Source organism: Mesorhizobium sp. M0195 (assembly GCF_040322115.1).
Taxonomy (GTDB): Bacteria; Pseudomonadota; Alphaproteobacteria; order Rhizobiales; family Rhizobiaceae; genus Mesorhizobium.
This window is the reverse complement of the sequence record NZ_JAMYSV010000006.1, coordinates 74,009-98,188: the sequence shown is the minus strand read 5'-3', so window position 1 is coordinate 98,188 and position 24,180 is coordinate 74,009. Positions and strand designations below refer to the sequence as shown.

At 63.2% G+C, this 24,180-nt stretch carries 19 protein-coding genes and 1 other RNA gene; 5 read left to right on the top strand and 15 right to left on the bottom strand.

Annotation, left to right across the window (positions count from 1 at the left end; all coding sequences use genetic code 11):
• Genes ftsW through mraZ form a run of 9 tightly spaced genes read right to left on the bottom strand, consistent with a single transcriptional unit; the run spans nucleotide 1 to nucleotide 10,217 of the window.
• Nucleotides 1–1,152, bottom strand: coding sequence for a putative lipid II flippase FtsW (gene ftsW, locus NKJ12_RS14885; RefSeq protein ID WP_023676765.1), 1,152 nt, complete (start codon nucleotides 1,150–1,152; stop codon nucleotides 1–3).
• Nucleotides 1,152–2,552: a UDP-N-acetylmuramoyl-L-alanine--D-glutamate ligase gene (murD, locus tag NKJ12_RS14880; RefSeq protein ID WP_352475373.1), complete on the bottom strand. Its 1,401-nt coding sequence runs from the start codon at nucleotides 2,550–2,552 to the stop codon at nucleotides 1,152–1,154. The genes ftsW and murD overlap by 1 nt, the downstream gene beginning before the upstream one ends.
• 8 nt (nucleotides 2,553–2,560) lie before the next feature.
• Nucleotides 2,561–3,643, bottom strand: a complete 1,083-nt coding sequence (gene mraY, locus NKJ12_RS14875) for a phospho-N-acetylmuramoyl-pentapeptide-transferase (RefSeq protein WP_352687574.1) — start codon at nucleotides 3,641–3,643, stop codon at nucleotides 2,561–2,563.
• A 24-nt stretch (nucleotides 3,644–3,667) separates the two neighbouring features.
• Entirely contained in the window at nucleotides 3,668–5,101 is a 1,434-nt protein-coding gene (locus tag NKJ12_RS14870; protein WP_352703479.1) for a UDP-N-acetylmuramoylalanyl-D-glutamyl-2,6-diaminopimelate--D-alanyl-D-alanine ligase, read from the bottom strand.
• Nucleotides 5,098–6,552, bottom strand: coding sequence for a UDP-N-acetylmuramoyl-L-alanyl-D-glutamate--2,6-diaminopimelate ligase (locus tag NKJ12_RS14865; RefSeq protein ID WP_352687570.1), 1,455 nt, complete (start codon nucleotides 6,550–6,552; stop codon nucleotides 5,098–5,100). Before NKJ12_RS14865 ends, NKJ12_RS14870 begins: the two co-directional genes overlap by 4 nt.
• A 57-nt stretch (nucleotides 6,553–6,609) precedes the next feature.
• Nucleotides 6,610–8,352: a peptidoglycan D,D-transpeptidase FtsI family protein gene (locus NKJ12_RS14860; RefSeq protein WP_352703477.1), complete on the bottom strand. Its 1,743-nt coding sequence runs from the start codon at nucleotides 8,350–8,352 to the stop codon at nucleotides 6,610–6,612.
• A complete protein-coding gene (ftsL, locus tag NKJ12_RS14855) occupies nucleotides 8,349–8,726 on the bottom strand; it encodes a cell division protein FtsL (RefSeq protein WP_352703475.1) in 378 nt (125 codons plus the stop codon). The genes NKJ12_RS14860 and ftsL overlap by 4 nt, the downstream gene beginning before the upstream one ends.
• 4 nt (nucleotides 8,727–8,730) lie before the next feature.
• Nucleotides 8,731–9,762: a 16S rRNA (cytosine(1402)-N(4))-methyltransferase RsmH gene (rsmH, locus tag NKJ12_RS14850; protein ID WP_352703473.1), complete on the bottom strand. Its 1,032-nt coding sequence runs from the start codon at nucleotides 9,760–9,762 to the stop codon at nucleotides 8,731–8,733.
• Nucleotides 9,759–10,217: a division/cell wall cluster transcriptional repressor MraZ gene (gene mraZ, locus NKJ12_RS14845; RefSeq protein ID WP_254818997.1), complete on the bottom strand. Its 459-nt coding sequence runs from the start codon at nucleotides 10,215–10,217 to the stop codon at nucleotides 9,759–9,761. Before mraZ ends, rsmH begins: the two co-directional genes overlap by 4 nt.
• A 406-nt stretch (nucleotides 10,218–10,623) precedes the next feature.
• Here mraZ and NKJ12_RS14840 point away from each other — a divergent pair, with 406 nt between their 5' ends.
• Nucleotides 10,624–11,739, top strand: coding sequence for a cystathionine gamma-lyase (locus NKJ12_RS14840; protein WP_352703471.1), 1,116 nt, complete (start codon nucleotides 10,624–10,626; stop codon nucleotides 11,737–11,739).
• 232 nt (nucleotides 11,740–11,971) lie between these two features.
• On the opposite strand, the gene rnpB is transcribed toward NKJ12_RS14840, so the two are convergent.
• From rnpB to NKJ12_RS14815, 5 genes are all read right to left on the bottom strand, one after another.
• An RNA gene (gene rnpB / locus NKJ12_RS14835) (RNase P RNA component class A) lies at nucleotides 11,972–12,370 on the bottom strand.
• Between the two features lie 59 nt (nucleotides 12,371–12,429).
• Nucleotides 12,430–13,173, bottom strand: coding sequence for a lytic transglycosylase domain-containing protein (locus NKJ12_RS14830; RefSeq protein WP_352703469.1), 744 nt, complete (start codon nucleotides 13,171–13,173; stop codon nucleotides 12,430–12,432).
• Between the two features lie 185 nt (nucleotides 13,174–13,358).
• Nucleotides 13,359–14,126, bottom strand: a complete 768-nt coding sequence (locus NKJ12_RS14825; protein WP_352703467.1) for an N-acetylmuramoyl-L-alanine amidase — start codon at nucleotides 14,124–14,126, stop codon at nucleotides 13,359–13,361.
• Nucleotides 14,123–14,842: a TerB family tellurite resistance protein gene (locus tag NKJ12_RS14820; RefSeq protein WP_352505589.1), complete on the bottom strand. Its 720-nt coding sequence runs from the start codon at nucleotides 14,840–14,842 to the stop codon at nucleotides 14,123–14,125. Before NKJ12_RS14820 ends, NKJ12_RS14825 begins: the two co-directional genes overlap by 4 nt.
• A gap of 248 nt (nucleotides 14,843–15,090) precedes the next feature.
• Nucleotides 15,091–15,291 (bottom strand): hypothetical protein, encoded by a 201-nt coding sequence (locus NKJ12_RS14815; protein ID WP_352703465.1) that lies wholly within the window; start codon nucleotides 15,289–15,291, stop codon nucleotides 15,091–15,093.
• A 174-nt stretch (nucleotides 15,292–15,465) separates the two neighbouring features.
• On the opposite strand from NKJ12_RS14815, the gene NKJ12_RS14810 reads away from it, so the two are divergent.
• From NKJ12_RS14810 to NKJ12_RS14800, 3 genes are all read left to right on the top strand, one after another.
• Nucleotides 15,466–19,341 carry a hydantoinase B/oxoprolinase family protein gene (locus NKJ12_RS14810; RefSeq protein ID WP_352703463.1) on the top strand — a complete coding sequence of 1,292 codons (3,876 nt, stop codon included), beginning with the start codon at nucleotides 15,466–15,468 and terminating at the stop codon, nucleotides 19,339–19,341.
• Nucleotides 19,342–19,422: 81 nt separating this feature from the next.
• Nucleotides 19,423–20,670, top strand: a complete 1,248-nt coding sequence (locus NKJ12_RS14805; RefSeq protein ID WP_352703460.1) for a BtaA family protein — start codon at nucleotides 19,423–19,425, stop codon at nucleotides 20,668–20,670.
• Complete coding sequence (locus NKJ12_RS14800) at nucleotides 20,667–21,332, top strand: class I SAM-dependent methyltransferase (protein ID WP_352703457.1); 666 nt, start codon at nucleotides 20,667–20,669, stop codon at nucleotides 21,330–21,332. The genes NKJ12_RS14805 and NKJ12_RS14800 overlap by 4 nt, the downstream gene beginning before the upstream one ends.
• Before the next feature lie 208 nt (nucleotides 21,333–21,540).
• Here NKJ12_RS14800 and NKJ12_RS14795 read toward each other — a convergent pair whose 3' ends face one another.
• The gene (locus tag NKJ12_RS14795; protein ID WP_352703455.1) at nucleotides 21,541–22,920 is read right to left on the bottom strand and encodes a serine hydrolase domain-containing protein; all 1,380 of its coding nucleotides are present in this window, start codon (nucleotides 22,918–22,920) and stop codon (nucleotides 21,541–21,543) included.
• A 407-nt stretch (nucleotides 22,921–23,327) separates the two neighbouring features.
• Here NKJ12_RS14795 and NKJ12_RS14790 point away from each other — a divergent pair, with 407 nt between their 5' ends.
• The gene (locus NKJ12_RS14790; protein ID WP_352703452.1) at nucleotides 23,328–24,119 is read left to right on the top strand and encodes a glycoside hydrolase family 25 protein; all 792 of its coding nucleotides are present in this window, start codon (nucleotides 23,328–23,330) and stop codon (nucleotides 24,117–24,119) included.
• Nucleotides 24,120–24,180 lie beyond the last annotated feature (61 nt).

The window sequence follows — 24,180 nt, the reverse complement described above, 5'->3', positions numbered from 1 at the left end:
TCACTCCGCCGGCATCGCACGCGGCGACGGCATGAAGCCCAGCTGCTTGCGCTTTTCCGGGCGCTTGCGCGTCAGCGCCAGCACCATGCCCATCGAGATGGCGATCGCGATCTGCGAAGAGCCGCCGTAGGAGATGAACGGCAGCGTCATGCCCTTGGCCGGCATCAGCTGCAGATTGACGGCCATGTTGATGACCGACTGCAGTCCGAAGACCGTGACCAGGCCGCCAACCGCGTAGCGGGTGAAATCGTCCTGCTCCTTGAGCGCCGTGTTGAGACCGCGCAGCACGATGAAGCCGAAGATGGACATGATGAAGAAACACATGATCAGCCCGAATTCCTCGCCGGCGACGGAGAAGACGAAGTCGGCGTGGCTGTCGGGGATGACCCGCTTGACGGTACCCTCGCCCGGCCCGACGCCGAACCAGCCGCCATTGATCAGCGCCTCGCGGCCCATATCGACCTGGAACGTGTCGCCCTCGCCGGTCATGAAGCGGTCGATGCGGCCGGCAACGTGCGGGAACACCGCATAGGCGGCGAACACGCCGCCGACGCCGGCAGCACCCAGCGCGACGATCCACAGCCACGGCAACCCGGCCATGAAGAACATCACCCCCCAGGTGCCGAGCACCAGCATAGTCTGCCCCAGGTCAGGCTGCGCCACCAGCAGCGAGATAACCAGTGCAAGCAGCAACATGGCGAACAGATTGCCGGGAATGTCGGGCTGCCGCTTGTGCTCGGCGAACAGCCAGGCGCAGATGATGACGAAGGCCGGTTTCAGGAACTCGGATGGCTGGATCGACAGGCCGGCAAGCGACACCCAGCGCCGCGCGCCCTTCACCTCGACGCCGATATAGAGCACTGCCACCATCAGAAACAGCATGATGCACAGCATGACCAGCGCCATGCGCCGGATCTGCCTGGATTCAAGGAACGAGACAGCCAGCATCACCCCAAGTGCCGGAATGGTGAAGATGATCTGGCGCGTCGCGAAGTGGAAACTGTCGAGCCCAATGCGCTCGGCTACCGCCGGGCTTGCGGCGAAGGACAAAACGATGCCGAGCCCCATCAGCGACAGGAACGCCGCCAGGAACCAGCGATCGATCGTCCACCACCAGGTCGCAACCGGGCTTTTGTCGAGACGGCTTTGCATTATCGTGTCCCTCCGATGGGCATCACGCCATCAATGGCGGTTACGGCTTGCCTGAACGCCTCGCCGCGCACTTCGAAATTCTTGAACTGGTCGAAACTGGCGCAGGCCGGCGACAGCAGCACCACCGCTTCGCCGCTACTATCCCTGGCTGCATCACGGGCGGCGTGTTCGACTGCCGCGGCCAACGTGCCTGAGATCTCGTAAGGCACCGCCTCGCCCAGCGTCGCCGAAAAGGCCGGTGCAGCTTCGCCGATCAGATAGGCCTTGGCGATGCGCGGGAAGAAGCCGCGCAAGGGCTCGATGCCACCCTCCTTCGGCAGGCCGCCGGCAATCCAATGGATACGCGCAAAGCTCGACAGCGCCGGTGCAGCGGCATCGGCATTGGTCGCCTTGGAATCGTTGACGAACAGCACATGCCCTTTGCGGCCGACCTGCTCCATGCGGTGCGCCAGCCCCGGGAAACTCTCCAGTCCGGATTGGATCTCGCCGAGTTCGAGCCCGACCTTGAGGCAGGCGGCGGCGGCGGCCAGTGCATTCTGCGCATTGTGCTGGCCGCGCAAGGAGCCGATGCCTTCGAGGAAGGCGACCCGGCTGTAGCGGCCGTGCACGGCTTCCATTAAATTCGTACCGTCGGCAAAATAACCGTCGGTCAGTGGCAGGCGCTTGGAAATCCGAATGACCTGCCGGCCGGCCCGCTCCAGCCGGTCCGCGATCTGGGCGCACCAGGAATCGTCGACGCCGATGATTGCCGTCTCGCTGCCGGCCACCAGCCGCTCCTTGATCGAGGCGTAATGTTGCATCGTGCCATGGCGGTCGAGATGGTCCGGCGTCAGATTGAGCAGGACGCCGGCCGTCGGATTGATCGAGGGGGCAAGGTCGATCTGGTAGGAAGAGCACTCAACCACATAGTGCCGCTCGGGCTGCGGCGGATCGAGCGTCATCACCGCACGGCCGATATTGCCGCCCATCTGCGTGTCGCGCCCGGCCGACTTGAGTATGTGCGCCGTCAATGCCGTGGTCGTCGACTTGCCGTTGGTACCGGTGATCGCAATGAAAGGTGCTTCCGGCGCCCGCGCCGTCCGCTCGCGGCAGAAAAGCTCGATATCGCCTATGATCTCGACGCCGGAGCCCCGCGCGAGCTCGACAGTCCAGTGCGGCTTCGGGTGCGTCAGCGGCACGCCGGGCGACAGCACGAAGGCGGAAAACCTCGCCCAGTCCGCGCCGCGCAGGTCCGCGGTTGCAATACCGACCGCGCCAGCCTTGGCGACGCTGTCGGGATTGTCGTCCCAGGCCAGCACATCTGCGCCGCCTTCGATCAGCGCGCGCGCCGTGGCGATCCCCGAGCCGCCGAGCCCGAAGAGCGAAACGCGCTTGCCTGAAAAGGATGCGGCGGGGATCAAGCGGCCTCCTATCTGAGCTTCAGGGTCGACAGGCCGACCAGCGCCAGGATGACAGCGATGATCCAGAAGCGGATCACCACCTGGCTTTCGGTCCAGCCGAGCTTTTCGAAATGATGGTGGATCGGCGCCATCAGGAAGACGCGCTTGCCGGTCATCTTGAAGTAGCCGACCTGGATGATGACCGAGAATATCTCGACGACGAACAGGCCGCCGACGATGACCAGCACGATCTCGTGCTTGGTCGCCACCGCGACCGTGCCGATCAGCCCACCCAGCGCCAGCGAGCCGGTGTCGCCCATGAAGATCGCCGCCGGCGGCGCATTGAACCAGAGGAAACCGAGACCGGCGCCGATCACCGCTCCAAGGACCACCGCCAGTTCGCCGGTACCGGGCACGAAATGGATCTGAAGATATTCGGCGAATACCGCGTTGCCGGAGAGATAGGCGATGACGCCGAAGGACGCCGCCGCGATCATGATCGGCACAATCGCCAGTCCGTCGAGGCCGTCGGTCAGGTTCACCGCATTGCCGGCGCCGACGATGACGAAGCACGAGAACGGGATGAAGAACCAGCCGAGATTGACGAGAAACTCCTTGGCAAAAGGGAATGTCAACGATGACGAGAACGGCGCCTGGCCGTTATGCATGATCACCCAGGCGGCGATGCCTGCGATGACAAATTCGAGCCCCAGCCGCGCTTTGCCGGAGAAACCGAGATGCGATTGCTTCGTCACCTTGAGGTAGTCGTCGTAAAAGCCGATCGAGCCGAACCCCAGCGTCACCAGCATCACCACCCAGACGTAGATGCTCGACAGGTTCGCCCACAGCAGTGACGAACCGATGATGCCGGACAGGATCATCAGCCCGCCCATGGTCGGCGTTCCCGCCTTTTTGAAATGCGTCTGCGGCCCGTCGGCACGGATCGGCTGTCCCTTGCCTTGCCGCAGCCTCAGCGAATTGATGATGGTCGGTCCGAAGATGAACACGATCAGCGCCGCTGTGATCAGCGCCCCGCCGGTGCGGAAAGTTATGTAGCGGAAGACGTTGAAGACCGAGATCTTGTCCGCAAATTCGACGAGCAGTGTTAACATGCGCTTGCGTCCCCCGGACCGATCCTAGGTCTGTCTGCTGGTTGTGGCTTCCGCCGGAAACTTGCCGAGCAATGCCTCGACCAGCTTTGAGAAGCCTATGCCTTTCGACGATTTGATCATAACCACGTCGCCCGGCCTCAACTCCGACAGAAGCACCGGTTTCAGATCTTCCGCGACGGCGCGGTACTCCGTCCTGATCTCGCCGGGCAAAACGTCGGCCAGCGCCCGCATTTCCGGGCCGCCGAGAAAAACCGTGCGCGTGTCGGTGCCGACGATCAGGTCGGCAAGGGCGGCATGCAATTTCGCCGAATGGCCGCCGAGCTCGAGCATATCGCCGAGCACGGCAATGCGCCTGCCCTCACCCGACACCGGCGTCGTGTTGAGCAGCGCCATTGCAGCGCTCATCGACGCCGGATTGGCGTTGTAGCTCTCGTCGATCAGCGTGATCGGCCCCTTGGGGTGGCGCAACATATAGCGTTTGCCGCGTCCGCGTTCGGGCGAAAGATCGGCCAGCGCCTGCGCAACCCTGGTGACGTCGGCTCCGACCAGATGCGCTGCACCCAGCACCGCCAGCACATTCTGCACCATATGGCGGCCCGGCGCGCCGATCCTGGCGACGATCTCATGCCCGCCAATCTTGGCGGTTATCACGGAATGATCGGCATCGAGTTCGCATTTGATCAGTTTGAAGGTCGCCCGGGCATTCTCGCCGAATCCGTAAACATGCTCGACGCCGGCCTCTTTCGCCATCTTCTCCAGCAGCTTCCAGCGCGCATCGTCGCGGTTGAGAAGGGCGGCGCCACCGGGCTCCAGTCCTTCGAAAACCTCCGCCTTGGCCTTGGCAATCTCGTCCAGGTTGCGGAAGAAGCCGAGGTGAGCGGCCGCGATCAGCGTGATGATGGCGACATGCGGCCGGACCATCTTGACCAGAGGCCGGATCTCGTCCGGATGGTTCATGCCGATCTCGAAGACGGCAAAATCGCAATCCTGCGGCATACGCGCCAGCGTCAGCGGCACACCCCAGTGATTGTTAAACGACTGGGCCGATGCATGCACGGTACCGACCGCGGAGAGAGCGTGGCGCAGGGCTTCCTTGGTGGTGGTCTTGCCCGCCGATCCGGTCACGGCAATCACCCTCGCCTTTGAGCGTGCGCGCGCCGCAACGCCGAGCTTTTCCAGCGCGACGAGCACATCCTCCACGACGATCATCGGTGCCGTCAGCCGTCCCAGCGACGGCAGCTTGCCCTCGGCGACGACCAGCACGCCGGCGCCCGCCTTGATGGCGGCGGTGACGAAATCATGGCCGTCCATGGCTTCGCCCTTGATGGCGAAGAAAGCATCTCCCGGCTGCAGGCTGCGGCTGTCGATGGAAATGCCGGCGATGCCTTCAGGCATCGGACCGAGCGGCCGGCCATCCATGGCGGCAACCAGCGCCTCGGAGGTCCACAGATAGCTCACGCCGCTTGCTCCCTGAGCGCCGAGCGAACTTCCTCGTGATCGGAAAAATGCAGCGTCTCGGCACCGATGGTCTGGCCTTCCTCATGGCCCTTGCCGGCCACGATCAGCGTATCGCCGGCGTGAAGCATCCCGACTGCCTGGTGGATGGCCTTGCGCCGGTCGCCGATCTCGATCGCCCCCGGTGCAGCCGCCAGGATCGCGGCGCGGATCGTCTCGGGGACTTCCGAGCGGGGATTGTCGTCGGTGACGATGACGACATCGGCCAGCCTCGTGGCGATCTCGCCCATGATCGGCCGCTTGCCCCGGTCGCGGTCGCCGCCGCAACCGAATACGACGATGACGCGGCCGGTGGTAAAGGGGCGCACCGAAGCCAGCACGTTTTCCAGTGCATCCGGCTTATGAGCATAGTCGACATAGACGGGCGCCCCGTTGGCGGCCGTCCCGACAAGGTCGAGCCGTCCCGGCGCGCCCTTCAATTTCTCCAGCGCCATCAAGGCTTTGGCAACAGATGTTCCAGTCGAAATGGCGAGGCCGGCCGACACCAGCGCATTTGCAATCTGGAAGTCGCCAGCCAGCGGCAAGTCGACTTCATGGAGAACGCCGTCCGCTTCAACCTCGGCGCGCTGGCGGTGGCGCTCGTGCTCGACCCGCTTCAGCCGCAGGAAATCGCCGTGGCGTCCGACCGTCAGCACGTTCAGTCCCGCTGCATGCGCCGCTTTGATCGTCGGCTCCGACCACGGGTCGTCGGCAAAGATGACGGCCGGCGCGCCCTTCGGCAGCAGCGCGTCGAACAGACGCAATTTGGCGCGATGATAGTCCTCGACCGTCGGATGATAGTCCATATGGTCGCGGCCGAGATTGGTGAAGCCGCCCGCCGTAAGCTTGACGCCGTCGAGCCGGCGCTGGTCGAGGCCATGGCTGGACGCTTCCATCGCGGCGTGGGTGACGCCGGCCTCCGCCAGCTCCTTGAGCAGCCTGTGCAATGCCACCGGATCCGGCGTGGTCAGCGAGCCATATTCGTTGCGGCCCGGCGCCACCACGCCGGTCGTGCCGATCGAGGCGGCGGCGAAACCCGCCTGCTCCCATATCTGCCGGGTGAATGCGGCGACCGAGGTCTTGCCGCTGGTTCCGGTCACCGCGACCATGGTTTGCGGTTGCTTGCCGAAATAACGGGCCGCACTCTGCGCCAGCGCAAGGCGCGGATCGTCTACGACAAGAACCGGAACTGGCAGCCCGGCGACCGCACTCCCCTTGCCGACCACGATCGCTGCAGCGCCGCGGCTTGCGGCGTCGGCTGCATAGGCTGCGCCATCCGCCTTGGAGCCGGTGAGCGCGAAAAAGACGATGCCCTCTGTTACCTGGCGGGAATCCGACGAAATCCCTGTAACCTCCATGTCGAAGGGAGCTGTCCCATCGACAGGCAGGATACCGGCTAGATTTTTCAGCTTCATCGAACCCCGTTCATCGCAACAAAATAGCGCGCAGTTGCCGGCGCGCCCCAAGAATCACTAATAGGAAACCAGCGTTGCACCATTTTCATGGCTGAAATCTGGCTTCACGCCAAGCATGGAAGCCGCACGTCGGATGATGTTTGCAGCCATGATGCCCGCGTTCGAGGCGGCCGTAGCACCCATGCCGGGCTTTTCCGGCTTCGGTTCGTCGGCGATCGTAAGCACTATGTATTGCGGATCGTCCATCGGGAAAGCTGCAACGAAGGCGTTGAAATTCTTTTCCTTCGAGTAGCGGCCGTTGACGACCTTCTCCGCCGTTCCCGTCTTGCCGCCCACCCGGTATCCTGGCACCCGTGCATTGCGACCGGATCCCTTTTCGGCGTTGAGTGCATAGAGATAGCGCATGCCCTCGACCGTCTTGTCGCTGACCACTTTCTTGGCCACCGCCATCGCCTGCTCCTGCGTGCGAGGCAGGAAGGTTGGGTCCATCAGATAGCCGCCATTCATCAGCGCGGCGCAGCCGACCGCTGTCTGTAGCGGAGTCGTCGACACGCCGTGGCCGAAGGCGATGGTGATCGAATTGACCTGCTTCCAGACCTTGGGCTCGGTCGGCCGAGCGACTTCCGGCAGTTCGGTCTGCATCTTCTCGAGGATTCCCAGGCGATGCAGGAATTCGCGGTGTCCGTCGATGCCAACCGCTTCGGCTTCCTTGGCAGAGCCGATATTGGAGGAGTAGATGAACACTTCCGGCACCGACAATACCCGGCCCTTGCCATGGAAATCATGGATGGTTTGATGGCCGATCCTGATCGGGCGCGACGCGTCGAAACGGCTTTGCAGCGTTATCTTGCCGGAATCGAGCGCCATAGCGGTGGTGAAGCTCTTGAAGGTCGACCCCATTTCATAGAGGCCGGCCGACATACGGTTGAGCCTGTCCTTGTCCTGCGCGTTATAGGGGTTGTTCGGATCGAAATCCGGAACCGACGCCATCGCCAGCACCTCGCCGGTCTTGACGTTGAGCACGACGGCGCCCGCCGCGATGGCGTGGTACTTTTCCATGCCGGTGGCGACCTCGTCGCGCACGATATGCTGGACGCGCAGGTCGATCGAGAGCTGCACTGGCTTCAAATCCTTGGCCACCGCCAGGCCCGACGCCTGAAGGTCGCTCAAGCCTTGTTCGTCGATGTATTTCTCCATGCCGGAGATGCCCTGATTGTCGATGTTGGTGAGGCCGACAATGTAGGACGAGGTTTCGCCGGCCGGATAGAACCGGCGCTTTTCGGTGCGAAAGCCGAATCCGGGGATGCCGAGTTGCATGATGTCGGCCTGCTGCTTCGGCGTCAGTTGCCGCTGCAGCCAGACGAACCCGGCGCCGCTCTTCAGCTTGTTGTATGTCTGCTCGTAGTCGATCTCGGGAAGCACCGTCGACAGCTTTTCGATCGCCTCGTCGGCATCGACGATGCGGCGCGGTTCGGCAAACAGCGACGCGGTCTTGATGTCGGTCGCCAGCACTTCGCCGTTACGGTCGACGATGTCTGGTCGCGATGCCGTCACCCGGCTCTGCGGCCCGCCCGACAGGTCGGGATTCTGGAAACCCAGATAGACCAGCCGCCCGGCAATGGTCGAATAGATGCCGAAGAACACCGCCATGGTCATGACGATGCGGGTCCTGCCCTTGCCACCGGTCGCCTTGCGGGCACCTTCGACCACGATCGATCCGCCTGCACCGGGCTGTGAACCGCGCTTCAGCAGCCTGCCAATCTTTGGAAATCTGGCGGCGATTGGAAATCCGGTGATCATTGGACGATGCCTCCGGTCACCACGGGATCCTTGCCGCCGATATCGGCCATGCCGCCCAGCCGCTGCGATGAAATGTCCTCGATGTTGACGGGTTTCGCCGGCAGATCGTCCAGCCCGACGATCTGGCGCGCATTGACCGGCTCGAGTCCGAGTTGCGATTTGTAGATTTCGGTGAGCTTCTGCAGGCGCGACGGCTGGGTAAGCAGGCTCCAGTCCGCCTTGAGCAGGTCGATCGTGTCCTCCTCATAACGGATCTGCGCCTGGATCTTGTGCACTGCCGCCAGTTGCTCCTCGGCCTCGCGCTTGGTCTTGTAGGTCAGGGCAGCCGCCGAAACCATGACGGCGATCAGGACTATGTCGCTGGTACGAAACACGTGCTCACCTCTCTCCCGGTCGATCGGCGCCGGGAAGCTTTGGGCCAGGCAGTTTTGGCAGGCCGAAAATCGAAAAATCGCCGGCACGCGCCGGCGCCTCTGTACGGATCGCAGCCCGCAGCCTTGCCGAGCGCGCCCGCGGATTTGCCGTTATCTCGGCATCGCCAGGCGTCACGCCGCCGCCCTTCTTGGTGAAGGTGGCGGTGCGCGCCCGCGCCTCGGGCAGGTGCCGCGATCCGGTCGCTGAATCGGCTCTGTCGGCGATGAAGCGCTTGACGATGCGGTCCTCGAGGGAATGGAAGGTCACCACGACAAGCCGCCCGCCCGGTTTCAGCACGCGCTCGGCGGCAAACAGTGCCTTGGCCAGTTCGCCGAGTTCGTCATTGACGAAGATGCGCAGCGCCTGGAAAACGCGGGTGGCCGGATGGATCTTGTCTTTCGGCGCGCGACCGATATGCGTCTCGATGGCATCGGCAAGGTCGAGCGTGCGCTCGAAGCGGCGTTTTTCGCGACGGCTCTCGATCATGCGGGCGATGCGCCCGGCATGGCGTTCCTCGCCGAGAAAACCGAAGATGCGGGCAAGATCGCCCACCTTGAAGGTGTTGACGACGTCGGCAGCGCTCAGGCCCGCCTGCGCCATGCGCATGTCGAGCGGTCCATCGGCCCGGAATGAAAAGCCGCGCTCCGGCTGGTCGATCTGCATGGAGGAGATGCCGATGTCGAGCACGACGCCATCGGCACTTTCAACCTGCTCGTCGAGCGTCGAGAACGGTGCCTGGACAAGCCTGAGCTTGCCGCCGGACTGCTGTTCAAGGGCCCGCCCCGCCGCGATCGCATCCGGATCGCGGTCGATGGCGACGACCGAGGCTCCGCTTGCCAGAATGGCCTTCGTGTAGCCGCCGGCACCGAACGTGCCGTCGACGATCACCTCGCCTTTTGTCGGCGCCAGCGCCTCCAGAACTTCGGCAAGGAGGACCGGAATGTGACGGGCTGGTCCGCCAGCGGCATGAACTTCATCGCCGTCGCCCGCCATCATTCCGGCCGCTCCCCGGGCTTCGTCCCCTGCCGAAGCTGCAAAAGCCGGGCGCGTGCTTCCGTCCCATAGGCGCTGAGCCGTCCCGGCTCCCAGATCTGAAAGAAATTGCCGCGGCCAACGAAGGCCACTTCCGCTGAAATGCCGGTATGCTCGCGAATGAAATCGCTCATCGTGATACGGCCGTCCTGGTCGAGCTTCAGAAACGTTCCATCGCCATGGCAGAAGAACGACATGTCGTCCGCCGTCTGCAGGAACGGGTCTTCCTGGGCGATACGCTGCTCGTAGCGATCGAGCAGGTCGAGCCCACCGACATCCATCGCCGGGCGATCCAGGCAGCGTAGCGCATAAAGTTCCGAATAGCCGCGTTTCTGCACAACGGCACGGAAATGCGCCGGCACGGACACCCGTCCCTTCGCATCGATCCTGTTCACCGCGTTCGACAGAAACCGGTCCATTACGCGTTACGGCCGCTTGCGCCGCCGCACCCCTCTGCATCTTCCTGTCCGCGCCGCCCCGGCCCGGTCGACGTCCAAAACCCGCTTCGTTGTGACGGGCGAACGCAGGCAAACGCGCAGCCGCCGCGGCTGCCCGATTGGCGTACGCTTCACCCTGACACGGAACGAAGGCTTGAGTATCGGAATGGGATATCATGGGGTGTTATGGGCGTCAACGGGAACAGTCTTCAAAACGCGCCGGCCACGACTGGGGAGAGCAGCTTTGACGGCACTCCCGTCTTTATCCTCTATTAAGCCTAACGAAGCGTTTAGAGCCGTGTGGCCCAACCGGAGCCGACTTGCTGCGGATCGCTGCCGCGCATAGCCTCGGCATCTCCTTTTCCGGTCAGTAACGAGGTTTGAAATCATGTCCGAAACAGCCAAGTCACGCGCCGCGGCACTCCCCCATCTGCGCCGCGGCGGGCTGGCCAAGGGCGACCCGATCCCCTTGCCCCTGACGATGGCCGCCATCTTTCATGCGCCCGGCGACGCCACCGGCTTCGATCAATATGGCCGCTTCAGCAATCCGACCTGGGATGCGGTCGAGCACATGCTGGCGCATCTGGAAGACGCCCCATGCGTCGCCTTTCCCTCGGGGATGGCTGCCATCTCGGCGGTATTTTTCGGCCTGCTCAAAGCCGGCGACCGTATCCTGCTGCCGTCGGACGGTTATCATACGACGCGAGCGCTGGCAGACCGTTTCCTGAAATCCTTCGGCGTTGCCTACGATGTCCGGCCGACGTCGAGCTTCCTCGACGGCGGCTTCGATAGGTATCGGCTTGCGTTCGTCGAAACGCCCGCCAACCCAGGACTGGACATATGCGACATCGCAGCCGTCGCCGAGGCCGTGCACAGAGCGGGTGCGGTGCTTGTAGTCGACAACACGACGATGACGCCTTTCGGCCAGCGCCCGCTCGATCTCGGCGCAGATATCGTCATTGCCGCCGACACCAAGGCACCAAACGGCCATTCCGATGTGCTGTTCGGCCATGTCGCCAGCCGCGACGCGGACATTATCTCGAGGGTGACCGACTGGCGCGAGACGTCGGGCGCTATCCCCGGGCCGTTCGAGGCATGGCTGGTGCATCGCGGCCTCGAAACGCTGGACGTGCGCTTCGACCGCATGTGCGCTTCCGCCGAAATGATAGCGCGACGGCTGAAAAACCATCGCGCGATCAGCGGCTTGCGCTTTCCGGGACTGGAGAGCGACCCATCGCACAATCTTGCCCGCGCCCAGATGGAGCGCTTCGGCTTTCTCATCTCGTTCGTGCTCGCCTCGGAGGACAAGGCCGAGGATTTCATCAACAACTGCGCGTTGATGCAGGCAGCGACATCGTTCGGCGGCGTGCACACGTCGGCCGAACGGCGATCAAAAAGGGGAGATGCCGTACCGCCCGGCTTCGTTCGCCTGTCGGTCGGCTGCGAGCCGGTGGAAGAGCTTTGGCAGGCGATAGAGGCGTCGCTGGACGCAATCGGTGGCTGAGCCGGCGTCGATCTTGCGCCGGCCGTGGAGGACGCGAACGATTTCGGTCGCCTCTTCGACGACACGATACAAGTTGAGGTATTCGCCGACGATCAGGTGACGGATGCCGGGCGCGATGTCTTCGCGCGCGCAGCTGAGAAGGGATAAGTGGCCACTTGCTGCCAGCGGGCTTCGATTTGATCGAGCAACCGATCGGCCGCAGCCTCGCTGTCTTGCGCGACATGGGTAGAAAACTGCCAGCTGGCCTGTAAGCCGGGTTCTGTATGGCCCTCGCCCCTTGCGGGGCGAGAACGCGGCGGCCATTCATCTTGGGCGCATGTTGCCATGCGCCTCACGCAACCTACCCGGACGGTGAGCCGGAAACAGCCCCCGAGGGTTTCCCCTCGCACCGTCCCTATTCGGTCTTGCTCCCGGTGGGGTTTACCGTGCCGCTCCTGTTGCCAGTCGCGCGGTGGGCTCTTACCCCACCCTTTCACCCTTGCCACGATTGGATCGTGGCGGTTTGCTTTCTGTGGCACTTTCCCTGGGGTCGCCCCCGCCGGCCATTAACCGGCACCGTGTCTCCATGGAGCCCGGACTTTCCTCACCCGCAGCCTTTCGGCTTCGCGGCTGCGGCCGCCCGGCCAGCTGGCAAGGCGTATAAAGGGGTTCGGGCCCGAAAACGCAAACGAAAAAACAAGTTATCCCTTGTCAGGCGGGCGCTCCAAGCGCTGCCAGCTGCACCTTGACCTTGCCGCAATAGGCTGCGGACACCGGGTTCATCCGTGTGGCGGCGTGGCCGGCATTGTATTTCAGGATCGTGCCGCAGGTCGTGCCGCCGCCGAGATCCCGCGCCATGGCAAGGTACTTCATGCCGTATTTGATGTTGGTATCGGGATCGTAGAGACCCTGAACCGAACCGCTATAGCCCATCATTCTTGCCGTCGCCGGCTTGATCTGCATCAGGCCGATCTCGCCGGCGCTGCCGACCTGGTTCGGCTGGTAGTTGCTTTCGATCTTGATGACAGCATTGGCGAGCGACACCGGCACGCCATAGCTGGCGGCATAACGCGCAATGATCGCCGAATACTGTCCGCTGCCGCCGACAACCGCCGCCTGGGGCGCTGGCCTGCTCTTCGGAGCGACTGACGCCGTTGCCATGCGGTCGATGCGTTTGCGGTTACGCTTCACATGCTGTTTGGCGATTGTCTTTCTCGCAGCGGTTGGCCTTTTCGCGGAGACTGGCTTTTTCGTCCTTACCGGGGCCGCTTTTTCCACTTTCGCGATGGCGGTCTTCTCTACTTTTGCACCACCCTTCGGCATGGCGGTTTTGCCGGCTGCGGCACTGAAGCCCTGATCGGCCCGCTGACTCAGCGGTGCGCTGTTTGCCGCACTGAAGGCAAAAGTCATTACGCCGGCAGCAATGGCTGCCGTTAAAACGGTCAATTTCTGCATGTGATCCTGTTCTGTTTGATCCGCACAAAGAACTTCGCGCAGATACCCTCAATCAACATCGGAACATCTGGGGGGATAGACGTCCGACAATCTGTACGGATCGCCTTTGACGACGGAATTGGCGCCAAAGAAGGCGACGCAAGTCACTTTGAGTAACAGATTGTAACTTTTAATCTGGCAAAAGGTTATTTGAGAGAGGCTCTCCTTACGGAAGCGAGCAGCCTTTCCAGCGTGCGGATCGTCGATCCGTCAGCCACGCCGTCGACCAGGCGCTGCCGGAAATGCCGTTGAAATGCCTCGACCACGATTTCGGTCTGCCGGTCGAAAGCGCCGGTGATCTCGACGCCATAACCATAAAGCGCCAGCATCGACTGCAGTGCCTCAACATCGGCGCCGGTATCGCCTGGCTTCAGCACGGCGCCGCGCCGGATCGGTGCTGCCGGCACAACATGGCCGATGCCCGCAGCAAACAAGGCTTTCCATGGAAATTTCTCGCCCGGATCGACCTTGCGCCCCGGTGCCACGTCGGAATGGGCGAGCACCCGCTGCGCCGGAATGGGACGGCGCTTGACGATGCCGGCACACAGGCCGATCACCGCGTCGATCTGCGGTTTTGGAAAGTTGCGATAGCCGAGCGTATGCCCCGGATTGACGATCTCGATGCCGATCGAACAGGAGTTGATGTCGCTCTGTCCGAACCACGAGCTCTTGCCGGCATGCCAGGCGCGGTCGCTTTCCCTTACCATCTGAACAATGCGGCCGTCCTCATGGACCAGATAGTGCGACGACACCTCGCTTGCCGGATCGCACAACCATGCCTCGGCAGCGGCCCCGGTTGCCATGCCGGTGTAGTGCAGCACGATCATATCGGGTCCGGGCGTCCCGCGCCGTGGTCCGAAATTCGGCGATACCCTGACCTCGGCGCTCGGCTCGTCGGGCGGAAACCCGCTCATGCGTGCCGCAGGCCTCGCTCGATCATTTCATAGGCCGCGTTGATCGCCGCCAGCCTGGTCGTCGCGATCTTAATGAATTCCTGCGGCAGGCCGCGTGCGATCAGCCGGTCCGGATGATTGTCGGAAACCAGCTTGCGGTAGCGCCTGCGGACCTCCTCGAACGGCTTCCCACGCTCGATGCCGAGCACGACATAGGGGTCGGCGGCACCCAGATTGACATGCCGCGCCAGGATGCTCTGGTAATGCGCCTCATCGATGCGGAAGATCTCGGCGATCCGGTGCAGGAATTGGCCCTCGCGCTCATGCACCAGCCCGTCGGCCTTGGCGATGTGGAACAGCCCGTCGAGTATATCCTCCAGCATCAGGCAGTTGGTATGGCCCGAACCGCAAAGCTGCGCCATCCGCTCGGCATAGGTCTCAAAACCGGCAATGTCGCGTTTGGCCAAATCGTAGAGCCGCGCCACATTGCGCCTCTGTTCCTTCGGCACCTCGAATATTTCCTGGAAGGCGCGCACCTCGTCTTGCGTGACGATGCCGTCTGCCTTGGCCATCTTGGCCGAAAGCGCGATCATCGCCACCGAGAAGGCAACGCGCCGGCGCAAATCGGCATCGCCGGAGAAAACCGTACGCACGGCTTCGACCACTTCGGCGACGCCTGACGACGCTGAAGATGAAACGCGTGTGACGAAGTCGCCGAGGCGGTCCCAAATCGACATGGGGGCTTCATAGGGCCAACCACCCATCGCTATCAAGCCAAGACAGTGCCGCAGGGGCTGGCCCAATCGATTTGGCGGAATGCCTAAGGCGGCTGGCGCTAGTGCTTACCCATGGAAAATCTGCAGACGGAAGCCGCTGCGCGCAAACCCGTGTCGTCGCATTCAGCCACAATGCGCGGGTATCGTAAGCAGCAGAAAGGCCGGCGTGTGAGGCCGGCCTTTCTTGGCTGTCACGTTGACTACTGCGACTACTGCGCCGGGGCAGCCGGCGCAGGCGCCGGAGCCGGCTCGGCAGGCTTGTTTGCGTCAGGAGCAGCCGGCTTCATCGTCTGGTCGGATGCCGGCGGGTTGGTGCTCTGCGTCGTGGTGGTGTCGGTGCCGCTGTCGCTACAGGCCGCAACGCCAAGCAAGGCAAGCGCCGAGACCGACGCAAGAATGAGTTTCTTCATGATATATCTCTCCTCTAATCACGCCACCGTTGCCGGCGACGATCGAGGGCACAATGCGTCAGATCATGATGAGTTTCGTAACGTTGCGTTTCCGCGTGTAACATCAAGCGCTTGGCCGTACAAAGCGTTGAGCACTAACAGGATGCCTAAAGGAAAATGCCCGGAAGCGCTGCCATGACCGCAAAATGGGATTTCTGGATCGACCGCGGCGGTACCTTCACCGACGTCATCGGCCGGGACCCGCAAGGCGGGCTGCATCCAAGGAAACTCCTTTCGGAAAATCCCGAAGCCTATGCCGATGCAGCCATCCAGGGCATTCGCGAACTGCTCGGCGTCCAGCCCGGCGCCCCGATCCCCTCCGCGCTGATCGGCGATGTCAAGATGGGCACCACGGTCGCCACCAATGCGCTTCTCGAGCGCAAGGGCGACCGCGTGCTGCTGCTCATCACCAAAGGCTTCCGCGATGCGCTGAGGATCGCCTATCAGGCCAGGCCCGATATCTTTGCCAAGCAGATCATCCTTCCCGAACAGCTCTATGAGCGTGTCGTCGAAATCGACGAACGGGTTCGCGCCGACGGCAGTATCGAGCGCCTGCTCGACATTGCTTCCGTACGCCCGGCTATTGAGCAAGCCAAGGCGGACGGCATCGACGCGGTCGCGATCGTCTTCATGCATGCCTGGAAACACCCCGAGCACGAAAAGGCCGTCGCCAAAGTCTGTCGAAAGCTCGGATTCTCCCAGGTCTCGGTCAGCCACGAGGTCTCGCCGCTGATCAAGCTGGTCGGCCGCGGCGACACCACGGTGGTCGACGCCTACCTGTCGCCCATTCTGTCAAGATATGTGCAGAAGGTGGCGAAGGAGCTCGGCGTCCTCTCCCCCCTCGAGGGGGAGATGGCCGCGCAGCGGCCAGAGGGGGTCATCTCAGAAGGCACCGCCAGAACGTTGAGCACTGCCGCAACGACCCCACCCGGCGGCTTCGCCGCCACCCTCCCCTCGGGGGGGAGGGAAAGCCCTCGCCTCATGTTCATGATGTCGTCGGGCGGCCTCACCGCCGCCGACATGTTCCAAGGCAAGGACGCGCTGTTATCCGGCCCGGCCGGCGGCGTCGTCGGCATGGTCGAGACGGCAAAACTCGCCGGTTTCGGCAAGGTCATCGGCTTCGACATGGGCGGCACCTCCACCGATGTCGCCCACAATGATGGCGACTACGAGCGCGCCTTCGACACCGAGGTCGCCGGTGTGCGCATCCGCGCGCCGATGATGCGCATCCACACCGTCGCCGCCGGCGGCGGCTCGATCCTGCATTACGACGCCGGCCGCTTTCGCGCCGGGCCGGATTCGGCCGGCGCCAATCCCGGCCCGGCCGCCTATAGGCGCGGCGGTCCGTTGGCCGTCACTGACGCCAATGTCATGCTGGGCAAGCTGCAGCCCGAGTTCTTCCCGGCTATTTTTGGACCAGGGCAGGACGAACCGCTCGACGTGCAGACGGTTCGCGAAAAATTCACCGCGCTTGCCGCCGAGATCGGCGACGGCCGCTCGCCGGAAGCCGTCGCCGAGGGGTTCGTCACCGTCGCCGTCGAAAACATGGCCAACGCCATCAAGAAGATTTCCGTGCAGCGCGGCTACGACGTCACCGAATACCTCCTGAACTGTTTCGGCGGCGCCGGCGGCCAGCACGCTTGCCTGGTTGCCGATGCGCTGGGCATGGAGGCGGTGCTGATCCATCCGTTCTCCGGCCTGCTATCGGCATACGGCATCGGCCTGTCCTCTGTTTTTGCGTCGCGCCAGCAGGCGCTGCTGAAGCCGCTGGTGGAGGACTCCGGGGCGGCGATCGATGAACTCATCGCAACGCTGCGCAAAGCGGTCATCGACGAACTCGCCGCACAGGGCATCACCGAAGACGCGGTCGCCTCGAAGCCGGTGCTGCAGGTCCGCTATGACGGCACCGATACTGCGCTGCCTGTGAACTTTGGTCACGGCTCGATCGCGCAGGCCAAGACGGACTTCGAATCGGCGCACAAGGCGCAGTTCGGCTTTGTCTACGACGACAAGCCGATGATCGTCGAATCGATCGGCGTCGAAGGTACCGATACCGGCGGCACCGGCCGCGACGAAAGCGATTCTGTTGTTGAAGACATGGCCGCAAGTCCTTCCGGGAACCGGAAAATCTTTGTCGACGGCGTCTGGCGCGACGCTGGCATCTTCCCTCGCGAAACACTGAAGCCTGGTAACAAGATCGCCGGCCCTGCTTTGATCATCGAGCCGAACCAGACCATTGTCGTCGAGCCGGGCTGGCAGGCCGAGATCACCGCCAAGGACCACGTATTGATGCGGCGCGTCGAGAAGAAGCGCCGGCACGCCGCACTCGGCACCGAAGCCGATCCAGTGATGCTGGAGGTCTTCAACAACCTGTTCATGTCGATCGCCGAACAGATGGGCGTAACGCTGCAAAACACTGCCTATTCCGTCAACATCAAGGAGCGGCTTGATTTCTCCTGCGCCGTCTTCGACCGGAACGGCGCGCTGGTCGCCAATGCACCGCACATGCCGGTGCATCTCGGCTCCATGGATCGCTCGGTGGAGACCATCATCCGGCTCAATTCCGGCGACATTCACCGCGGCGATGTCTTTGCGCTGAACGCGCCTTACAATGGCGGCACGCATCTGCCTGATATCACCGTGGTGACGCCTGTTTTTTCCCTCCCCCTTGAGGGGAGGGTGGCCGCGGAGCGGCCCGGTGGGGTCCTCTCAGAAGGCACTGCAAGAACGTCGAGCACTGCCGCGGCGACCCCCTCCGCCGCCTTCGGCGGCACCTCCCCCTCAAGGGGGGAGGAACCCCTCATCCTCTTCTACGTCGCCTCGCGTGGCCACCACGCCGACATCGGCGGCACCGCGCCCGGCTCGATGACGCCGCTTGCCACCACCGTCGACGAGGAAGGCGTGCTGTTTGACAATTTCCGCATCGTCGATCGCGGCCGGTTCCGCGAGAAGGACCTGGAGACGCTGCTCACCGACCACCCCTACCCGGCGCGCAATCCGCACCAGAACATCGCCGACCTCAAGGCGCAGATCGCCGCGAACGAAAAGGGCGTCGCCGAGCTGCGCAAGATGGTCGCGCATTTCGGCCTCGATGTGGTCGAAGCCTACATGGGCCATGTTCAGGACAATGCCGCCGAAAGCGTGCGCCGCGTGCTGGAGCGGCTGCCCGACAGTTCCGAATACGAATATCCGACCGACACCGGGCAAAAGATCAAAGTGAAGATCACTATCGACCGGCAGAAGCGCGAAGCCACCGTCGACTTCACCGGCACGTCGCCGGTCATGAAGAACAATTTCAATGCGCCAGAGCCGGTCGCCCGAGCCGCAGTGCTTTATGCCTTCCGCGTCATGGTCGAAGACAACATCCCGATGAATGCTGGATGTCTGCGGCCGATCAACATCATCATTCCCGACGGCTCGATGCTGAAGCCCACCTATCCCGCGGCAGTCGTGGCCGGTAATGTCGAGACCTCGCAGCATGTCACCAACGCGCTGTTCGGCGCCATGAAGGCGATGGCCAATGCGCAAGGCACGATGAACAATCTCACCTTCGGCAACAAGCAGTACCAGTATTACGAGACGATCTGCTCGGGCTCGCCGGCCGGCCGGATGAACGACGGCCGCGGCTTTGCCGGCACCTCCGGCGTCCACACCCATATGACCAATTCGCGCCTGACCGATCCGGAGGTGCTGGAACTGCGTTTCCCGGTATTGCTCGAAGATTTCCACATCCGCGAGGGCTCCGGCGGCAAGGGCAAATGGAGTGCCGGCGACGGCACCAAGCGCATCATCCGCTTCCTCGAAAAGATGGAATGCGCGATCCTGTCCTCGCACCGCAACCGCCCGCCGCGGGGGCTGGACGGCGGCGGTGATGGCGAGGCCGGTTCGACCAAGGTCCGCCGCAAGACCGGCGCGATCGAGACGCTGAAAGCCTGCGATCAAACGGTGCTCGACGCCGGCGAGGCAGTCATTGTGACGACACCCACCGCAGGCGGACTTGGCGAGGCCTGAACTCGCTTCAACAGGTTGTCACCGGCCTGTCATCCACCTGCGTTACCCGCTTGCGGCAAGCAAACGGGGAATCGCCTTGCCATGACGGACATTTCTGGGGAACTGGTTTTTCGCCGCGGCAAGGAAGTCGGCAAGGCCGTCTACCAGAACCGCCCGCTGTCGAAAGCTGGCATCTCCGAGCGCTTGTTCGCCTTCCTGTTCTCCGGCCTTGTCTACCCGCAGATCTGGGAAGACCCCGAAATCGACATGGACGCAATGCAACTCGGCAAGGGCCACCGCATCGTCACCATTGCCTCCGGCGGCTGTAACATCCTCGCCTATCTCACCCGGTCGCCAGAAAGGATCGATGCCGTCGACCTCAACGCCGCGCATATTGCGCTGAACCGCATGAAGCTCGCAGCGGTGCGTCACCTGCCGTCGCAGGGCGACCTGTTCCGTTTCTTCGGCGCGGCTGGGACCGGGCACAATTCGCAGGCCTACGATCGCTTCATCGCACCGCATCTCGACCCCGTCAGCCACCATTATTGGGAGCGCCGCAACTGGCGTGGTCGTCGCCGCATCGCCGTCTTCGACCGCAATTTCTACCAGACCGGCCTGCTTGGCCTGTTCATCGCCATGGGCCACCGCACCGCAAAATTTTTCGGCGTCGACCCGGCCGGCATCATGGACGCCAAGAGCATCGCCGATCAGCGCCGCTTCTTCGACGAAGAGCTGGCGCCGGTCTTCGAAAAACCGCTGCTGAAATGGGCGACGTCGCGAAAAGCCTCGCTGTTCGGCCTCGGCATTCCGCCGGCCCAGTACGATTCGCTGATCACCTCGGGTGACGGCACCATGGCCAGCGTGCTGAAGGCACGACTGGAAAAGCTCGCCTGCGATTTTCCGCTGAAGACCAATTATTTCGCCTGGCAGGCTTTCGCCCGCCGCTACCCTAATCCGGGCGAAGCCGCCCTGCCCGCCTACCTCGAAGAACGCAACTACAAGACGATCCGCAACAATGTCGATCGCGTTGCCGTCCACCACGCCAATCTGATCGAGTTCCTTGCCGGCAAGGATGCCGGCTCGGTCGACCGCTTCGTGCTGCTCGATGCACAGGACTGGATGACCGACGGCCAGCTCAACGGGTTGTGGGCCGAGATCACCCGAACCGCCTCCACAGGCGCCCGCGTCATCTTCCGTACCGCGGCGGAACCCAGCCTGCTGCCCGGCCGCGTCTCGAATTCGCTGCTCGACCAGTGGCGCTACGAGAACGACGCCTCGCGCGAGTTTTCGGCCTGCGATCGCTCGGCCATCTATGGCGGCTTCCATCTCTATGTGAAGCGGTCCGCATGAGCACGACCGAATTGCCGGCCAGCCATGCCGAACTGATGGACGGTGTCTACCGCTGGCAGCGTCATATCTACGACCTGACCCGCAAATATTATCTGCTCGGCCGTGACCGGCTTATCGCCGGACTGGATGTGCCGGCCGGCGGCACGGTGCTCGAGCTTGGCTGCGGCACCGGCCGCAACATTGTCCTGGCTGCCCGCCGCTATCCCGGCGCGCGCTTTTTCGGCCTCGATATTTCGGCCGAGATGCTGGAGACGGCCGCTGCCGCCCTCGCTCGCGAAGGCCTCTCCGGCCGCGTCACCCTGGCGCGCGGCGACGCCACTGATTTCGACGCAAAGGCGCTGTTCGGCGTCAAAAGTTTCGACCGCGTCTTTGTCTCGTATTCGCTGTCGATGATCCCCGGCTGGGAGAAGACGGTGTCTGCGGCACTTGCTGCCCTGTCACCGGGCGGCTCGCTGCACGTCGTCGATTTTGGCCAGCAGGAAGCCTTGCCCAGCTGGTTCCGCACGCTGTTGCGCGGCTGGCTGAAAAAATTCCACGTCGAGCCGCGTGAATCGTTGCACGCGGTTCTGGATTCGGAATCTGCAAGAACCGGCGCAAGCTTCCGTTTCCAAACCGTTTGTCGCGGCTATGCGTGGCTCGCCGTGATCGGCCCAGTTCGATAGCCAGGACGTGTTGAGATTCAGGTCAGGCCGAGTCGAAAACGGGGGGTTCCGAGAACCGAGCGGAGCGTCCTTTAGGGTACGTGAGCACCGGCCTACGCCGGCCGTAGCCTTAACTGCCACGACCGCTCATGAGTGCTTTGGCCCGGCGAAGGCCGGAGCGCAGGAAACCGCCGTTTGCAGGCCGGCATCACCTTAGTATCGATACAGCCTAATGCAGCGCCTTGATCAGCGCCGCCACCATCGCCTGGGGCCGGTAGCCGAGCCTGGCCGGCGTCAGGCCGAGCCGCACCACAACCAGCTGCTCCGAGGGGACGATGGCGACCGTTTGCCCGTCATGCCCCTCCATCCAATAGGTGTCCTTGGGCAGGCCGGCGGCAAGGCCGGCACCCGGGTTTTCTTCGTCGCCCGGTCCTTCGATCCATAATTGCCCCTTGCCGTAGACCTTCGAGGCAGTTGCCGGTTCCCGCATCCAGTCGACGAAGCCAGCGGGCAGTATCTCTTTGCCGTTCCAGACGCCGCCCTGCAGCAGGAACTGGCCGAAGCGCGCCCAATCGCGTGCCGTGGCATAGAGATAGGACGAGCCGACGAAGGTGCCGTGCTCGTCGGCTTCAAGCACCGCGCTGTGCATGCCGAGCGGATCGAACAGCGCGGTCCTCGGCCAGGCCAGCGCCTTGTCCTTGTCGCCGATCGCGTCCTGCCATAATCGGGACAGCATCACCGCCGTGCCGCTCGAATAGGAAAACACCTTGCCGACCTCGCCGGTCAGCGCCTTGGATCCGGCAAAGCCCGCCATGTCCGGTTCGAGATAGAGCATGCGCGTCACATCGGCGACGTCGCCATAATCCTCGTTGAATTCCAGCCCGCTCGACATCGCCATCATGTCGGCGAGGCTGATCACGGCGCGGCCATCTCCCTTCCAGGGACCGAACAGGCCCTGGTTGGTCATCGCCAGCTTGCCGTCCTTCACCAGCGTGCCGACGATCGCCGCATTCACCGTCTTGGTCATCGACCAGCCCAATAGTGGCGTCTTTTCGGAAAAGCCGTCGCCATAGCGCTCAGCGACGATGCGGCCGCTCTTGACCACCACCACCGCCCGCATGCCGGCGCCGGTCATTGCTGGATCGTCGAGGACCTTCACGACCTCGGAATCCTGCGAGGCACCGACATCGTCGCCTTCCGGCCACATCGCATCGGGCAGCGGCGCCGGCGTCGGTGGAGCGCCGGCGATAGCCTTGGCGGCGGCAATATCCCCATCGGGAACCGAGGCGCAGCCGAGCCCCTCGCGAGCGACCGCGACACTTTTGCCGAGCGCGCCGAACAGGCCCGCCGAAACCGTTCCCTTCTCCTTGTCCACCGACACTCTCATCAGCTTCAGCAGCGGATGACCCGGCGCCTGCACATCGACGGCGAGCACGTCGTTGGCGTCGCGCCCGGCGATGAAGACGTTCGAGCAGACGATCTTGGCCGCATAGCCGGAACCGACGCGGATCAGTTCCGGCGGCGCGAAATACAGCCAGCCGGCGAGTATCGCGGCGGCCAGCACAGCCAGGCCGAGCAGCCATTTGACGAACTTCAAAAGGATCTGCATTTTGAGTTCCCCCGGCGCGCTCGATCTATGTCATCGATTTGCCGCCATTGTTTCGGCAAAATCGCGGCTCTTGTCGAGCGCCGTCAACTGAATATCAACCATGATCGGCGATCACAGGTGCATGTCGCCCAAAAGCGCGCAGCGGTTTTGGGACCACGACATGCACAGACAAAAGAGCCAAGCGCGTCGAAGCGACGCGCTTGGGACAGACCGGGCGATCCTGTGGGGTGACCGTCCGGCGGGGCTTGAATGCATGCGTCCCAAAACTGCGCAACGGTTTGGGAAATGCATGAAACGAAGATCCAGGCGCGTCGCGTAAGTCGGTTTCCGACACGCTGCGCCCGGTCGAGGGGCCACCCGCGGAAAGACCCATCAGCGGCCGGCTGAAACCGGCTCGGGAAGTAGCGATGCGCCGTTTCGCGGTCCTCATCACGCTGATGCTGCTTGGTGCCTGCTCGACGGTCGAGGATCTGACGCCATCGTCGTCCAGTGCCGCGACGGTTGCGGTACGCGCGCCCCGTTTTGCCGATTCCGACCCGCATGAATGGGATAGCGGCGCACCGTGGAGCTATGCCGTCCACGGCACCGACGTTTCCAAATACCAGACATCGATCGACTGGCCGGCGGCCAGGGCCAGCGGCATCTCTTTCGCTTTCATCAAGGCAACCGAAGGCGGAGACCGGTTCGATGAAGCTTTCAACGAGCATTGGAGCCGCACCAAGGCCTCGGGCATCCCCCGCTCCGCCTATCACTTCTTCTACTTTTGCACGCCGGCCGCGACCCAGGCGCGCTGGTTTATCCAGAACGTGCCCAAAGACAGCTCGGCGATGCCGCCAGTTCTCGACATGGAATGGAACCCGAAATCGCCGACCTGCAAGCTGCGGCCCGATCCTGCCACGGTACGCAGCGAGATGAGCACGTTCCTCGAAATCGTCGAAAAACACTTCGGCAAGAAGCCGATCATCTACACGTCGGTCGACTTCTTCGAAGATAATGGTTTGTCGGGTTTCCGCGGCTACCCCTATTGGCTGCGCTCCGTCGCCGGGCATCCGCGCCAGAAATACGGCAGCCATCCCTTCACCTTCTGGCAGTATACCGGAACGGGCGTCGTGCCGGGCATGGCCGGAAACGCCGACATCAACGTCTTCAACGGCTCCGAAGCCGCGTGGAAGAAGTGGTTGCGGCAGAACACCCGTTGACACCGGGCCTGCCGCCTGCTTTTCGACACAGCCAATAACAAATGCCTGCAACCGCTGGTAA

Coding starts and splice junctions, on each gene's coding strand:
- ftsW (WP_023676765.1), bottom strand. CDS start 1,152: ATGCAAAGCCGTCTCGACAAAAGCCCGGTTGCGACCTGGTGGTGGACG.
- mraY (WP_352687574.1), bottom strand. CDS start 3,643: ATGTTAACACTGCTCGTCGAATTTGCGGACAAGATCTCGGTCTTCAAC.
- NKJ12_RS14865 (WP_352687570.1), bottom strand. CDS start 6,552: ATGAAGCTGAAAAATCTAGCCGGTATCCTGCCTGTCGATGGGACAGCT.
- NKJ12_RS14860 (WP_352703477.1), bottom strand. CDS start 8,352: ATGATCACCGGATTTCCAATCGCCGCCAGATTTCCAAAGATTGGCAGG.
- rsmH (WP_352703473.1), bottom strand. CDS start 9,762: ATGATGGCGGGCGACGGCGATGAAGTTCATGCCGCTGGCGGACCAGCC.
- mraZ (WP_254818997.1), bottom strand. CDS start 10,217: ATGGACCGGTTTCTGTCGAACGCGGTGAACAGGATCGATGCGAAGGGA.
- NKJ12_RS14840 (WP_352703471.1), top strand. CDS start 10,624: ATGTCCGAAACAGCCAAGTCACGCGCCGCGGCACTCCCCCATCTGCGC.
- NKJ12_RS14830 (WP_352703469.1), bottom strand. CDS start 13,173: ATGCAGAAATTGACCGTTTTAACGGCAGCCATTGCTGCCGGCGTAATG.
- NKJ12_RS14825 (WP_352703467.1), bottom strand. CDS start 14,126: ATGAGCGGGTTTCCGCCCGACGAGCCGAGCGCCGAGGTCAGGGTATCG.
- NKJ12_RS14820 (WP_352505589.1), bottom strand. CDS start 14,842: ATGTCGATTTGGGACCGCCTCGGCGACTTCGTCACACGCGTTTCATCT.
- NKJ12_RS14815 (WP_352703465.1), bottom strand. CDS start 15,291: ATGAAGAAACTCATTCTTGCGTCGGTCTCGGCGCTTGCCTTGCTTGGC.
- NKJ12_RS14810 (WP_352703463.1), top strand. CDS start 15,466: ATGACCGCAAAATGGGATTTCTGGATCGACCGCGGCGGTACCTTCACC.
- NKJ12_RS14805 (WP_352703460.1), top strand. CDS start 19,423: ATGACGGACATTTCTGGGGAACTGGTTTTTCGCCGCGGCAAGGAAGTC.
- NKJ12_RS14800 (WP_352703457.1), top strand. CDS start 20,667: ATGAGCACGACCGAATTGCCGGCCAGCCATGCCGAACTGATGGACGGT.
- NKJ12_RS14795 (WP_352703455.1), bottom strand. CDS start 22,920: ATGCAGATCCTTTTGAAGTTCGTCAAATGGCTGCTCGGCCTGGCTGTG.
- NKJ12_RS14790 (WP_352703452.1), top strand. CDS start 23,328: ATGCGCCGTTTCGCGGTCCTCATCACGCTGATGCTGCTTGGTGCCTGC.